This window comes from Neohoeflea coraliihabitans (assembly GCF_019334345.1).
GTDB lineage: Bacteria > Pseudomonadota > Alphaproteobacteria > Rhizobiales > Rhizobiaceae > Pseudohoeflea > Pseudohoeflea coraliihabitans.
Genome location: NZ_JAHWQX010000005.1, coordinates 165,867 through 179,787, shown reverse-complemented (window position 1 = coordinate 179,787; position 13,921 = coordinate 165,867). Strand labels below are relative to the sequence as shown.

9 protein-coding genes are annotated in these 13,921 nt (G+C 63.2%); 3 read left to right on the top strand and 6 right to left on the bottom strand.

Features of this window, described 5'->3' with window-relative positions; translation table 11 throughout:
- Positions 1-3: 3 nt before the first annotated feature.
- On the top strand, positions 4-3,336 hold the full coding sequence (locus KY465_RS17905; RefSeq protein WP_219203482.1) for an error-prone DNA polymerase: 3,333 nt from the start codon (positions 4-6) through the stop codon (positions 3,334-3,336).
- A gap of 33 nt (positions 3,337-3,369) precedes the next feature.
- Here KY465_RS17905 and purH read toward each other — a convergent pair whose 3' ends face one another.
- From purH to htpX, 4 genes are all read right to left on the bottom strand, one after another.
- On the bottom strand, positions 3,370-4,986 hold the full coding sequence (gene purH / locus KY465_RS17900; RefSeq protein ID WP_219203481.1) for a bifunctional phosphoribosylaminoimidazolecarboxamide formyltransferase/IMP cyclohydrolase: 1,617 nt from the start codon (positions 4,984-4,986) through the stop codon (positions 3,370-3,372).
- 78 nt (positions 4,987-5,064) lie between these two features.
- Positions 5,065-6,795: a heparinase II/III family protein gene (locus tag KY465_RS17895; protein WP_428983056.1), complete on the bottom strand. Its 1,731-nt coding sequence runs from the start codon at positions 6,793-6,795 to the stop codon at positions 5,065-5,067.
- A 113-nt stretch (positions 6,796-6,908) separates the two neighbouring features.
- Complete coding sequence (locus KY465_RS17890; protein WP_428983054.1) at positions 6,909-8,327, bottom strand: RsmB/NOP family class I SAM-dependent RNA methyltransferase; 1,419 nt, start codon at positions 8,325-8,327, stop codon at positions 6,909-6,911.
- A complete protein-coding gene (gene htpX / locus KY465_RS17885) occupies positions 8,318-9,292 on the bottom strand; it encodes a zinc metalloprotease HtpX (RefSeq protein WP_219203479.1) in 975 nt (324 codons plus the stop codon). The genes KY465_RS17890 and htpX overlap by 10 nt, the downstream gene beginning before the upstream one ends.
- A gap of 94 nt (positions 9,293-9,386) precedes the next feature.
- Between htpX and KY465_RS17880 the strand changes: the two genes are divergently transcribed.
- Positions 9,387-9,617 (top strand): DUF1674 domain-containing protein, encoded by a 231-nt coding sequence (locus KY465_RS17880; RefSeq protein ID WP_219203478.1) that lies wholly within the window; start codon positions 9,387-9,389, stop codon positions 9,615-9,617.
- A 473-nt stretch (positions 9,618-10,090) separates the two neighbouring features.
- Here KY465_RS17880 and acs read toward each other — a convergent pair whose 3' ends face one another.
- Positions 10,091-12,040, bottom strand: a complete 1,950-nt coding sequence (gene acs / locus KY465_RS17875; protein ID WP_219203477.1) for an acetate--CoA ligase — start codon at positions 12,038-12,040, stop codon at positions 10,091-10,093.
- 303 nt (positions 12,041-12,343) lie between these two features.
- Between acs and KY465_RS17870 the strand changes: the two genes are divergently transcribed.
- The gene (locus KY465_RS17870) at positions 12,344-13,045 is read left to right on the top strand and encodes a DUF1013 domain-containing protein (protein WP_219203476.1); all 702 of its coding nucleotides are present in this window, start codon (positions 12,344-12,346) and stop codon (positions 13,043-13,045) included.
- Positions 13,046-13,098: 53 nt separating this feature from the next.
- On the opposite strand, the gene KY465_RS17865 is transcribed toward KY465_RS17870, so the two are convergent.
- On the bottom strand, positions 13,099-13,884 hold the full coding sequence (locus KY465_RS17865) for an SDR family NAD(P)-dependent oxidoreductase (RefSeq protein WP_219203475.1): 786 nt from the start codon (positions 13,882-13,884) through the stop codon (positions 13,099-13,101).
- Positions 13,885-13,921 lie beyond the last annotated feature (37 nt).

The window sequence follows — 13,921 nt, the reverse complement described above, 5'->3', positions numbered from 1 at the left end:
CCGATGGACACTCCCGCACATTTCGAGAGCGCTTACGCCGAATTCGCCATCCGCAGTCACTTCTCCTTTCTCGAAGGGGCTTCCGCTCCGGAAGAACTGACCGTGGCCGCCATGCGTCTCGGCCTGTCTCATTTTGGTCTGGCCGACCGCAATACCGTTGCCGGCGTCGTTCGCGCCCATCTGGCAACGCGCGAGGCCGGTGTCGATCACCTGCACTTCCATCCCGGCGCCCGCCTCGTTTTTGCCGACGCCACTCCGGATATCCTGGCCTATCCGAAGAACCGTGCTGGCTGGGGACGTCTGTGCCGCCTGCTCACTGCGGGCAATCGCCGCGCCGACAAAGGGGAATGCCATCTGACGCTTGAGGACCTGCTCGAATGGGGCGCCGATCTCAATTTGCTGGTTCTGCCGGCAGCCCGCGTCTCGCAAGCCGCTCTGATGCCGGTGCTGAACCGGCTCGGCGCCGCCTTCGGCCGCGCTGTACGGCTGGCTCTGGTGCCCACCTATGACGGCGCCGATCGCGCCCGGCTGGCCGAACTGGTTCATCTGGCGCACCAGTGCGATGTCCGGCCAATGGCCAGCAATGATGTGCTCTATCATCATCCCGGCCGGCGCGCCGACCAGGACATTCTCACCGCCATCCGCCATCATGTTCCGGTAACCCGCGCCGGCCGTCTGCTCGCAGCGCATGCCGAGCGGCATCTCAAGGGAGCCGGCGAAATGGTCCGGTTGCTCCGCTCCTGTCCCGAGGCAATCGCCGAAACCATGAGCTTTGCCGGGGAACTCACTTTCTCGCTCGATGAACTGCGCTACAATTATCCCGACGAAACCTTTGGCGACGGCGCGCCGCACGAGATGCTGGCGCGGCTCGCCAGCCAGGGCGCCCGCCAACGCTATCCGCAGGGCGTGCCGGCCGCTGTCCACCGCCAGATCGCCCATGAACTGGCCTTGATCGCCGAACTGGACTACGCCCCCTATTTCCTGACGGTCTGGGATATTGTCCGCTTTGCCCGCTCGCGCGGCATTCTTTGCCAGGGGCGTGGTTCGGCTGCCAATTCGACCATCTGCTACTGCATCGGCATCACCGAGGTCGATCCGGCCTTTGCCGATCTTCTGTTTGAACGCTTCATCTCGCCTGAGCGCCGTGAGCCGCCCGATATCGACGTCGATTTCGAGCATGAACGCCGCGAGGAAGTCATCCAGTACATCTATCAGCGCTATGGCCGCGAACATGCCGGTCTCGCCGCCACCGTCATCACCTATCGGGCGCGGTCGGCGGCGCGGGAAGTCGGCAAGGCCTTCGGATTGTCGGAAGATGCCATTTCCGCCCTGGCAGGCTCGGTCTGGGGCTGGTCTTCCGAAGCGATGGGCACGCGTGAGGCCAACATCGCCGGACTCGACACGGCCGACCGCACCACCCGCCAGGTGCTCGACCATGCGCATCGGCTGATCGGTTTTCCGCGCCATCTTTCCCAGCATGTCGGCGGCTTTGTCATCACCCGCGACCGGCTTGATGAGGTGGTGCCGGTGATGAACACCGCCATGGAAGGCCGCACCATGGTGGAATGGGACAAGGATGATCTCGACGCACTGGGCATCCTGAAGATCGACATTCTGGCACTGGGCATGCTCTCCTGCCTGGCCCGCGGCCTCAAGCTGCTGGAAACCGAATATGGCCGCCGGCTCAGCCTTGCCGCCCTGCCCAAGGAGGATCCCGACGTCTACGCCATGATGCAGCGCGCCGACACGATCGGCGTCTTCCAGATCGAGAGCCGGGCTCAGATGTCGATGCTGCCACGCCTCAAGCCGAAGGAATTCTACGATCTGGTCATCGAGGTGGCGATCGTCCGCCCCGGCCCGATCCAGGGTGACATGGTGCATCCGTATCTGCGCCGCCGCGAAGGCAAGGAACCCGTCACCTTTCCCAAGGAAGAGCTGCGCCAGGTGCTCGGCAAGACGCTTGGTGTGCCGCTGTTTCAGGAGCAGGCGATGAAGATTGCCATCGTCGCTGCCGGCTTCTCGCCCTCCGAGGCCGATCGGTTACGCCGCGCCATGGCCACCTTCCGCCGCGTCGGCACCATCCACACATTCCAGACGAAGATGATCGAAGGCATGGTCGGCAATGGCTATGACCGCGCCTTCGCCGAACGCTGTTTTCAGCAGATCGAGGGTTTTGGCGAATACGGTTTTCCCGAAAGCCATGCCGCCTCTTTCGCGCTGCTGGTCTATGCCTCATCCTGGCTCAAGGCACGCTATCCCGATGTCTTTTGTGCTGCCATTCTCAACGCCCAGCCGATGGGATTTTATGCCCCGGCGCAACTGGTCCGTGACGCCCGCGAGCACGGCGTCGAAATCCGTCCGGTCGACATCAACCATTCCGATTGGGACTGCACCCTGGAAAAGGCTGCCTTCAACCCCGGCAGCATCGCGCGCCGACACCGCCCGATGGCTGGGGTAATCTGTACCGAAAGAGCGGTGCGGCTTGGCTTTCGCCAGGTCAAGGGACTGACCGAGGAAGCCATGAGCCGGCTGATCGAGCGGCGCGGATCAGGCTATGATTCCCTGCGCGATCTCTGGTTGCGCACCGGGCTGGGCCGCTCCGTCATCGAGCGGCTGGCCGATGCCGATGCCTTTTCTTCGCTCGGCCTGTCACGCCGCGAAGCGCTGTGGGCGGCCCGGGCCCTCGATCCTGCCACCGCCGCCGAACGTCTGCCGCTGTTCGAACAAAAAGGCCTGGCGGCAGAACCGCAACCAGCCACCGGCGACGAACCCGAAATGCAGCTGCCGCCCATGCCGCCGGGCGAGGAGGTGATCAATGATTACCGCTATTTGTCCTTTTCGTTGAAGGCCCATCCGGTGGCCTTTGTGCGTCCGCATCTGGCCGAACGCGCCATTGTCGAGAACCGCAAACTGGACACGATGCGCAGCGGTCGGCGGATTCGCGTCGCTGGCCTGGTGCTTGTGCGACAACGGCCAGGGTCGGCCAAGGGCGTGATTTTCATGACCCTTGAGGATGAAACCGGCGTTGCCAACATCATCATCTGGCCAAAAATCTTCGAACGGTTCCGCAGGGAAATTCTCGGGGCCCGGCTGGTGCAGGTGGACGGTCGGCTGCAGAACGAGGCCGGCGTCATTCATGTTGTTGCCGACCGGGTCACCGACATTTCATCGCAACTGGCTTGGCTGGGCGCAGAAGCCGGCGAAGAACCCGGCTCCCAGGCAAGCAGCAGCCTGCAAAGTCTGGCTCGCGCCGACGAGATCCGTCGTCCGGTGGTAGAGCAGCGTGTGCCCCGTGCCACCATCACCGTCATGCCGAAAGGACGCAACTTCCATTGAATGCACCCGGCCCAAGACCACCAAAGGTGGCCTCTAGTGACGGAAATGCCGCATCCCGGTGAACACCATGGCGATGCCCGCCTCATCGGCGGCGGCGATCACTTCAGCATCGCGCATCGAGCCGCCCGGCTGGATCACCGCCGTTGCGCCGGCCTCGACGGCCGAGAGCAAGCCATCAGCGAACGGGAAAAACGCGTCCGACGCCACGACGCTGCCGGCGGTCAGCGGTTTCGCTTCGCCAGCGGCGAGCGCCGCATCTTCCGACTTGCGCGCCGCAATTCTTGCCGAATCGACCCGGCTCATCTGGCCGGCGCCGATGCCGACGGTCGCTCCGTCGCGGGCATAGACGATGGCATTCGATTTGACATGCTTGCCAACCCGGAAGGCAAACAGAAGATCGGCGATTTCAGCATCGCTGGGCGCTCTCTTGGTGACCACCTGCAAGGCGCTCTGAGCGATCCGGCCGTTGTCGCGCTCCTGCACCAAAAGCCCGCCGGCCACGCTCTTGACATGCACCCCCGCTGCCGCCGGATCGGCCATCGCGCCGGTGACCAGCAGCCGCAGGTTTTTCTTCTTCGCTATGATCTGTTGCGCCGCAGCGCTCACCGCGGGCGCAATGATCACTTCCGTCATCAGCTTGACGATCTCCTCGGCCGTCTCCGCCTCAAGTTCACAGTTGAATGCCAGGATACCGCCGAATGCCGAGGTCGGATCGCACCTGAGCGCCCGCCGATAGGCGTCCGCCTGACTGGATGCAACGGCAACACCGCAAGGATTGGCATGCTTGATGATGGCGCAGGCCGGCCCGTCCGCGAGGGCAAACTCGCTGACCAGTTCAAATGCCGCGTCGGTGTCGTTGATGTTGTTGTAGGACAGTTTCTTGCCCTGCAGCAGTTCAGCCGTCGCCACGCCCGGCCGGCGATCGCCATTGACATAAAAGGCCGCCTTCTGATGCGGGTTTTCGCCGTAGCGCATCACCTCGCGAAGCTGGCCGCCAAAGCCCCGGTGACGCGGCGCCTCGATCCCCAGATCGCCGGCGAACCAGCCTGAAATCGCCGCGTCATAGGCCGCTGTCCGACCGTAGGCGAGCGCTGCCAGTTCGCGGCGCAGCGCCAGCGGCACCATTCCGTCATTTTCCGCAAGCGTTTCGGCGACACGCGCATAATCGTCCGGATCGGTCACGATCGTCACATAGGCATGATTCTTTGCCGCGGCGCGGATCATCGCCGGCCCGCCAATATCGATATTCTCGATGATCTCGGCCGCCTCTCCGCCCGCGGCCCGCACCTCTTCGAAGGGATAAAGATTGATCACCGCGAGATCGATGGCCTCGATGCCATGCGCGTCCATGGCCGCCCGATGCTCGCCATCGTCGCGGATCGCCAGCAGGCCGCCGTGCACATTCGGATGCAGCGTCTTGACCCGGCCGTCCATGATCTCCGGAAAACCGGTCAGCTCCGAAACGTCGCGCACGGCAAGCCCGGCGGCAGCGATCGCTTTGGCCGTGCCGCCCGTCGAAATCAGCTCGACGCCGGCATCCGCCAGAGACCGCGCGAACGCCACCAGCCCGCTCTTGTCGGAAACCGACAGCAGCGCGCGTCTGATACGCACGCCGTCCGGTGCCGGATGATTCTTGGATTTGACCGTCATGACCCGCATCCCCATTCGTTCCCGGGGCGGGGTTAGCATATCGTTCAGGCGCTGCAAACCAGCGCTGTCCGGCTATGTTCAGCTATTTCCGGACAGTCTGGAACGCCGCGTCGTCGGCTCGGCGACAATGCGTGCCAGTTGCCATTCGATACCGCTATAGGCGTCTTTCGTGAATGCGAGCACGATCTGCTCGCTGACCCGGGCCCCGGCGATATCCGCAAAATGCACATCGCTCTCGATCGTCGGCCAGACGGTGTCGCAACTGAATTGCCACTGGGCACCCTCAGGCGTCGTGAGCAGAATGCTGCCATCCTCCGATTCGCTGAGCTTGATCTTCGGATGAATGTGAAAGCGGATCGCTGCCTCATCCTCCTCGTCCCATGCCTCCAGCGCGGTCCCATCCGCCTCCAACAGAACGTCAAAGCCCTGCAGCAGCGTGCCATCGCCCGACAGCCGCAGCGTGCGTCGATGCAGCCGGCCGAACGCCGCCCGGTAGCCATCATGCGTGGCGGTAAATCCGCGGCTGCCATCCGCCGCGTCCTCGTTGACCACCTCGACGAGCTCAATGCCGCCAACCATCACCGGACCCAGGAAGCGCGAGCGCGAATAGCGCAGCGATGAATCATCATTCAACGTCAGCGTCGAATGCGCTGCTGTCGTGCGCGCAAACTGCTGATGATCGCGAACGGCACGCAGGGGTCCGCCGGCATTGACGATCAGCCGGCTGCGCCCCGAGGAGAATTCGAACGCCAGACAACCCGCATAGGGTGTTTCCGCCAACCGGCTCTGCAGCGGCCGGCCGGTGTCGGCGATTACCACGCTGTCGCCTGCCGTCAGTCGCTGAAATCCCGAATGCGGCGCCTCGCGAAACGGCTTGCCGCCCGTATCGTCGTACCGCAACACCGACATCATCGTGTCAGCCGACAACGCGGTGGCCCCGTTGAACAGCGCCAGTTCTCCATTCGAATGCCGGAAAAAACGCAGCGCCGCGAACATCCTGTCGATGCCCGGCGCCATGCGCAGCGGCGGCCGTACGCCGACATTGATGTAGGTCTGTCTGAGCGGAAGAAGGTCGGTCAGGAGTTCGAGCAGCACCTGCGGATTGCGCGACACATGTCCGCCATCGGGCAGGATCTGGCGTTCAAACTCCTCGTCAAGCTGGCGTGCCGCCGTCTTCATCGGCCCGGGCGCACAGGGCAGACACAGGCTGGCCATCGCCAGGGCAATGCGCACCTTAAAGCGCACCGCGCCGTCAGGCGTGCTGCGTCCGACATGCCGCAACACCCGCATCTGCAGGGCAATGCTTTTCAGAAAGCGCCGATAAAATCCGTGATCGGCACCGCGCAACACGACGGGTGAGTGGGACAACCAGGCGATCAGCCGCGGCGCGAGGATTTCCGGCTGATAGGCCGGTCCCCCGATGTGCCGCCCCTGGTGATTGATCCAGTCATCGACCAGGCTGCGCGCATTGGCCGCCGCCAGGTCGTGATCCGCGGCCCGCATGTGCCGCAGCCATCCGAAACTGTGCAGAGCCTCGAAAAACGACTGCGATGGCGCCGGCAGCTGAAACGGACTGAGGCCTTCGGTAACCAGCCGCGTGCCGCCCAGTGAGAAGTGACCGCCGTAGATTTCCGTTGCGATATGCGAATCGGCCACGCGCAGATCGATCGGTGCCACCAGCAACCGATCCGGCGTCGAGCCGGTAAAGCGCATTGTCGCAATCCGCCCAAGCGCCAGCCGCCGGGCAACACGGTGCCACGCCTCGGCAAAGAGGAAGAGCGCGCTGCGATGGGTGTCTGAAAACGGCACGTTCAAACAGGCGTCCTTGTTTGGGCTTCCGCCTGCCCGCCTCGGCCACGGCAAGAATCAGGCGGAACTGTAAATTCCTACCAGTTCTGTCGGTTTATGGTTAACAAACCCTTTCACGAATGTGTCAGCACCACCGCATAAAAGCCGTCGAGCCCGGCAAGCCGCTCATCCTCATGCGCAAGCTGCGCCGGGTGGGTGCGCATTTCGCCCTTGCCGGTAATCGTCTCCTCCAGCCCCGGCCAGTTGGCGGGCAGAATCGGTTTTATCCGCCAGGCCGGATGATCGGCGAGAAAGCCGGCAACCAGCTCTTCGCCTTCCAGCGGATCGAGCGAGCAATTGGAAAACACCAGTTCGCCGCCCGGCCGGACAAGGCGCGCAGCGTGATCGAGCAGCTGCCGCTGCACCCGCGCCAGCGTCTCCACATCCGTGAAAGACTTGGTCCAGACGACATCCGGGTGCCGCCGCACCGTTCCGGTCGAGGAGCAGGGCGCATCCAGAAGCACCGCATCGAAACCCTCTTCGTCCACAACCTCCTGCGCCCGCGCACGCACCACATGTGCCGACAGACCCAGCCGTGCCAGATTGTCCTCGAGCCGTTGCAAACGGCTGGCCGACTGATCGAAGGCCGTCACCACGCCACCCTGCAGGATCAATTGCGCCGTCTTCCCGCCCGGCGCTGCGCAGAGATCGGCAACGCGCTTGCCGGATAAATCGCTGAACAACCGTGCCGGCAGGCTGGCGGCCGCATCCTGCACCCACCACTCGCCCGTCTCGAACCCCGCCAGTTCCGGAACCGGCGGCCCGCCCGGCGGCAATCGCACCGACCCTGTGGCGATCACCGTACCGCCGAGCCGCTCCGCCCAGCCTGCTGCGTCCGACTTCACGCTCAGATCGAGCGGTGCTGGCACCTTCAGGGCCCTGGCGATGGCATCGACGGTCGCCGGCGCGTGGCTGGCGGCAAGCCGGCCCATATACCAGTCGGGAAACGGCGATACCGCATCAAGATCGCTCAAAAGCGTCTCGCGCTCGCGGATGAGGCGCCGCAGCACCGCATTGACCAGACTGGCAAAGCGCTTGTTGCGCGGATCGATCTGGGCCTGGCTGACGGCCAGGTCGACGGCGGCATGATCGGCCACGTCAAGATGCAGGATCTGCGTCAGCGCCACCACCAGGAGATGCCGCAGCGACCGCGCGCCCTCGGGCAGCGGCTTGTCGGTCAGCCGGTCGATCAGCGCCTCGAGCACCGTCAGGTGCCGTAGCGCTGCGGCGAGGATGGCCCGCACCAGTTGCCGATCTGGCTCGCTCAGCGCCAGAAAATGTGGATTGCCGCCTTTGCGGTCCAGCAATCCGTCGAGCGAAGCGCGCCCGTCGATCACCGCGCCGAGCAGCCGCGTTGCCGCAATGCGCGCCTCCAGCCCCGGCTTGGTCACCGCCTCGCGCCGGCCTTGTGCGGCAGAAGCTGGTTTGCGGCGCGAGCCGGGTGAACCTTTGCTGCGCGAATGCGAACCCGACCTATCGGCGCTCACGACCAGGGACCGCGCCGCCGGTCAGCCCCGCCACGACCCCAGGGTCCGGATGAACCTTGGCCCGAAGAACGCGGCCCGGCCCGGTCTGCAACCGGGGAAGGCGGCGCCGCCTGCGCTACCGCGCGACCAGAGAATTCGGCCGCCATCGCCTGCAGGGCGGCGATGCGGTTTTCCGTGGCCGGATGGGTCGAAAACAGATTGTCCATATTCTGGCCGTTCAGCGGGTTGATGATAAACATATGTGCCGTCGCCGGATTGCGCTCGGCCTCCTCATTGACCACCCTTTTGGCGCCCATGGCGATTTTCTGCAAGGCGGAAGCCAGCCACATCGGCTGACCGCAGATTTCCGCCCCGCGCCGGTCGGCCGAATATTCCCGCGTCCGGCTGATCGCCATCTGCACCATCATCGCCGCCAGCGGCGCAACGATCATCGCCGCCAGCACACCGATAATGCCGAGCCCGTTATTGTTGCGGTTGCCGCCAAAGAAGAAGGCGAAATTGCCGAGCATGGAGATCGCCCCGGCCAGCGTGGCGGTGATCGTCATCGTCAGCGTGTCGCGATGCTCCACATGCGCCAGTTCATGCGCCATCACGGCTGCCACTTCCTCGTTGCTCAGCGAATTGAGCAGACCGGTGGTCGCCGCCACCGCCGCGTTCTCCGGGTTGCGCCCGGTGGCAAAGGCGTTCGGCTGCGCATTGTCGATGACATAGACCTTGGGCATTGGCAGGCCGGCATTTTGCGCCAGCCCGGCCACCAGCTGGTAGAACTCCGGGGCCGTACGCTCATCGACTTCGACGGCGCGGTGCATCTTCAACACCATCTTGTCGGCGTTCCAGTAGGAGAAAAGGTTCATCCCGGCAGCAATGACAAAGGCGACCGCCATACCGCCCGTGCCGCCGATCAGATAGCCGACACCCATGAACAGCGCGGTCATCACCGCCAGCAACATCGCCGTGCGCACCATGTTCATCGTCACTTCACTCCTGTCTCGCCAAAACACGCCCCACTAGTTTTGAGGGCCTGCACGCTTTAAAAGATGGGAAACACCACAAGGTTCTTCAATAATGCCCGACACCTCACCGAAAAGCGAGACGGCCGCACCACCGCAGGACGCCGTCCGCGCCAAACCACTTTCGCCGGCCGCCCGGCGCGCCTTGGCCGAGGCGGAAGCCCGCCGCGCCGCTGAGAAGCAGCAGGCCGAAGCGTCGCAACCGGAAGAAATTGGCGGCCGCGGCGGCGCAGACCCGGCCCGCTACGGCGACTGGGAGATCAATGGCCGCGCAATCGATTTTTAAGGACGACCCGGCCCGGTCTCGCGCGAAGATTTTAGAGGCCTTGTTATCGGCCCTCTGATGCATTCCAGGCCGTTGATTGGACTCCGGCTAAGTTGATGGGCTGAATCCGGCTAAATAAAATGAATAGTACCGGCTCTTCGACCGCCGTACTCTTCCCCCTCTGCGCATGAAAAAGGCCGCTTCCTCCGAAGAGAAAGCGGCCCTCGCAATTCCGGAACCGGCCGGTCGTCAAACCCGAACGCCGCGCGGGCGCTCGCCGGTTGTCACGTATCGCGCACCGTCAGAGGCTGCTCCGACGGAGTTCGACCCGCTTCGACTGGACCGGAACCTGGAAATCACTCGACATCGGATCACCTCCTTTCACTGCGTTGATGAGACCCGCAGTCTGCCTGCGTCGCGGCGGCGGCGCAAGCCCTTAAAGACGTGTGCTCCAAACCGCTCTGACGGGCGGCTGACCCCGTCGCCGGCACCGATTACTTCTTGTTCTGCCGGTTCTCGATCAGCTCCTCGACAACCCCCGGGTCGGCCAGCGTCGAGGTGTCGCCCAGCGCGGCGTAATCATCCTCGGCGATCTTGCGCAGAATCCGCCGCATGATCTTGCCGGAACGGGTCTTCGGCAGGCCCGGCGAGAACTGAATCTTGTCCGGCGCGGCGATCGGTCCGATCTCCTGGCGCACATGCTTGACCAGTTCTTTTTTCAGATCCTCGCTGCCCTCGACGCCGGCCATCAGCGTCACGTAGCAGTAGATCCCCTGGCCCTTGACGTCATGCGGATAGCCGACAACCGCGGCCTCTGACACCTTGTCATGCGAGACCAGCGCGCTTTCCACTTCCGCCGTTCCCATCCGGTGCCCCGAAACATTCAGCACATCGTCGACGCGGCCGGTGATCCAGTAATAGCCGTCGGCATCGCGGCGGCAGCCATCGCCAGTGAAATATTTGCCTTTATAGGCGGAAAAATAGGTGTCAATGAAGCGTTGATGGTCGCCATAGACGGTGCGCATCTGCCCGGGCCAGGAATCGGCAATGCACAAATTCCCCGCTGCCTCGCCCTCGAGCACCTGGCCTTCCGCATCAACCAGTTCCGGCTTGACCCCGAAGAACGGCAAGGTCGCCGAACCGGGCTTGAGGTCCATGGCGCCCGGCAGCGGCGAGATCATGATGCCGCCGGTTTCGGTCTGCCACCAGGTATCGACGATCGGACATTTCTTGTCGCCGACCACGTTGTAGTACCATTCCCAGGCTTCCGGATTGATCGGTTCGCCGACCGAGCCGAGCAGGCGCAGCGACTTGCGCGACGTGCCTGTGACGTGGTCATCGCCAGCCCCCATCAGGGCCCGGATCGCCGTCGGCGCCGTGTAGAAGATATTCACCTGATGCTTGTCGACGACCTCCCACATGCGGGCCGGGGAAGGATAGTTCGGCACCCCTTCGAACATCAGCGTCGTCGCGCCATTGGCCAGTGGCCCGTACACGATATAGGAGTGCCCGGTGACCCAGCCGACGTCCGCGGTGCACCAGTAGATATCGCCCGGGTGATAATCGAACACATATTCATGCGTCATCGACGCATAGACGAGATACCCCCCCGTGGTGTGCAACACGCCCTTCGGCTTGCCCGTCGAACCGGAGGTGTAAAGCAGGAACAGCGGATCCTCGGCTTTCATCTTCGCCGGGGCGCATTCGCCCTTCGCCTTGGCAATCTCGCTGTGGTACCAGAGGTCGCGTCCCTCCTGCCAGGCGATCTTGCCAGCGGTGCGCCGCACCACCAGCACCTTGCGCACCTTGACGCCATTGCGCCCGGCAATCTCGCAGGCCGTGTCGGTGTTCTCCTTCAGCGGGATCTTGCGGCCGCCGCGCAACCCTTCGTCGGCCGTAATGACAAAATCCGACTCGCAATCGACAATCCGGCCAGCCAGCGCGTCCGGTGAAAAACCGCCAAAAACGATCGAGTGAACCGCGCCGATGCGCGCACAGGCCAGCATCGCATAGGCCGCTTCCGGCACCATCGGCATGTAGATCGTCACCCGGTCGCCCTTCTTGACGCCATGCGACTTCAAGACATTGGCCAGCCGGCACACCTGCTCATACAACTCGTTGTAGGTGATCTTCTTGTCGTCATAGGGATTGTCGCCCTCCCAGATGATCGCCACCTGGTCACCGCGCTTTTTCAGATGCCGGTCGATGCAGTTATAGGCGACATTGGTCTGCCCGTCCTCGAACCACTTGATCGACACCTTGCCGTCAAAAGAGGTGTTCTTGACCTTGCTGTAGGGTTTGAACCAGTCGATCCGCTTGCCGTGCTTATTCCAGAACTTCTCCGGATTTTTCACGCTCTGGCGATACCAGTCGAGATAGGTTTCCTGATCGATCAGAGCACGTTTCCTGGCTTGCTTGAGCACCTTGTGCGTCGTTGCGGACATTCTTTTCTCCTCACCCGTGCCGCACTTGCAAGCGCGGCATGCAATCCGTCATCGGATCTTCTTATCAGCCTCCTGCCGATGATGGAATTAGACCATCGCAAGGAACGCCAAGGGGCCTTTCTTATGGCCGGCAACACCTCGATACCGGCCGCCTGCCATCCTCGTTTTCATCGCTACTATTAGGATTTGAAAGGTCAATTGCAATTGCTGCCCGGAAGGTTTATAGGGACGCCATCCCCGGAATTAGTATTATGTTTTCCACGGCTCGCGCCCCCGGAGCGGGCGGACAGGAGAGTTCCATTTATGGCCCAGCAGCTACTCATGCCCAAGGCGACCGCCGTCTGGCTGGTCGACAACACCGCCCTCAGCTTCGATCAGATTGCTCAGTTCTGCAAATTGCATCCGCTTGAAGTCAAGGCGATTGCCGACGGCGAATCGGCGCAGGGCATCAAGGGCCTCGACCCGGTTTCCACCGGCCAGCTGTCGCGTGAAGAGATCGCGCGCGGCGAGGCGGACACCGAGTACAAGCTGAAACTCTCCGAACCGAAGGTGCGGGTACCGGAAGCCAAGCGCAAGGGACCGCGCTATACGCCGGTGTCCAAGCGTCAGGATCGCCCCAACGCCATTCTCTGGCTGGTCCGCAACCACTCGGAACTCAAGGATGCGCAGATTTCGCGCCTTGTCGGAACGACCAAGAACACTATTGAACAGATCCGCAACCGCAGCCACTGGAATTCCGCCAATCTGACGCCGATGGACCCGGTCACTCTCGGCCTTTGCACCCAGATCGATCTCGATCTCGAAGTCGAGCGCGCCGCCAAGAGCAGGGGCGCAACGCCCGAAGCTGAAAGCGACAGCGTCCTCGTTCCGGCCCGCGAGACCGAGAATGTGCCGGAAGGCGCAAGCGAAGAGAGTGCCGAGCAGGAAATCGACGCCGATGCGGTGTTTGCCAAGCTGTCGTCGATGAAAAGCCGTCCCGACGACGAGGATGACAGCGAGAACTGATCAACCGCACGCATGTTTTTGGAAGCCGGGCGCTGCCCGGCTTTTACATGCGCTCACGCGCCAGTCGGCATGGTATGATTGAGCGGCAGGCGGCCACCATCCGCATAGATGATCTGCCCGGTCAGATAGCTCGAATCCTCGGAAGCGAGAAAGGCCGCCACCGCGGCAATCTCCGCCGGGTCGCCGACCCGCCCGAGCGGCGTGCGCGACAGAACCATCCGTCGCATATCCTCATCATTTTCGATCGGCGCCAGCATCTCGGTCTGGATCGACCCCGGGCCGATGCCATTCACCCTGATCCCGTGTGGCGCCAGCGCCACGGCCATTACCCGCGTGAGCTGTTTGACGCCGCCTTTCGACACGCAATAGGGCAGCTGATCGGCGATCGCCAGACTGTCGTTGATTGACGACATGTTGACGATGCGGCCCGCCTTGCCCCCCTGTTTGACCGTATCGACCATATGCCGCGCCACCGCCTGTCCGCACAGGAATGCGCTTTTCAGATTGATGCGCAGCACCCGGTCGAAATCGTCTTCGGCAAGATCGAGAAACGGCGCGGAATGGCCGATGCCGGCATTGTTGATCAGGATGCCGATCGGCCCGAAATTATTGGTCACGCCGGTAACCAGATTGTGCACATCGAGCCGCTCCGACACATCGGCTTCGACAAATGTCGCCGTGCCGATTGCCGACAGGTCCTCGGCCGCTTCCTTGCCAGCCTCGGTCTCGATATCGGCGATCACCACCCGGGCGCCCTCGGTGGCCAGACGCCGGGCAATCGCCAGACCGATCCCCTTGGCGCCGCCGGTGACGATCGCCGTTTCTCCGTCAAGCCGCATGGCATGCCTTCCATATCTCGTTGAAGCCGATCCTATG

Bases quoted from the DNA above. Each gene is read 5' to 3' on its own strand.
- KY465_RS17905 (WP_219203482.1), top strand. From the start codon at position 4: ATGGACACTCCCGCACATTTCGAGAGCGCTTACGCCGAATTCGCCATC.
- purH (WP_219203481.1), bottom strand. From the start codon at position 4,986: ATGACGGTCAAATCCAAGAATCATCCGGCACCGGACGGCGTGCGTATC.
- htpX (WP_219203479.1), bottom strand. From the start codon at position 9,292: ATGAACATGGTGCGCACGGCGATGTTGCTGGCGGTGATGACCGCGCTG.
- KY465_RS17880 (WP_219203478.1), top strand. From the start codon at position 9,387: ATGCCCGACACCTCACCGAAAAGCGAGACGGCCGCACCACCGCAGGAC.
- acs (WP_219203477.1), bottom strand. From the start codon at position 12,040: ATGTCCGCAACGACGCACAAGGTGCTCAAGCAAGCCAGGAAACGTGCT.
- KY465_RS17870 (WP_219203476.1), top strand. From the start codon at position 12,344: ATGGCCCAGCAGCTACTCATGCCCAAGGCGACCGCCGTCTGGCTGGTC.
- KY465_RS17865 (WP_219203475.1), bottom strand. From the start codon at position 13,884: ATGCGGCTTGACGGAGAAACGGCGATCGTCACCGGCGGCGCCAAGGGG.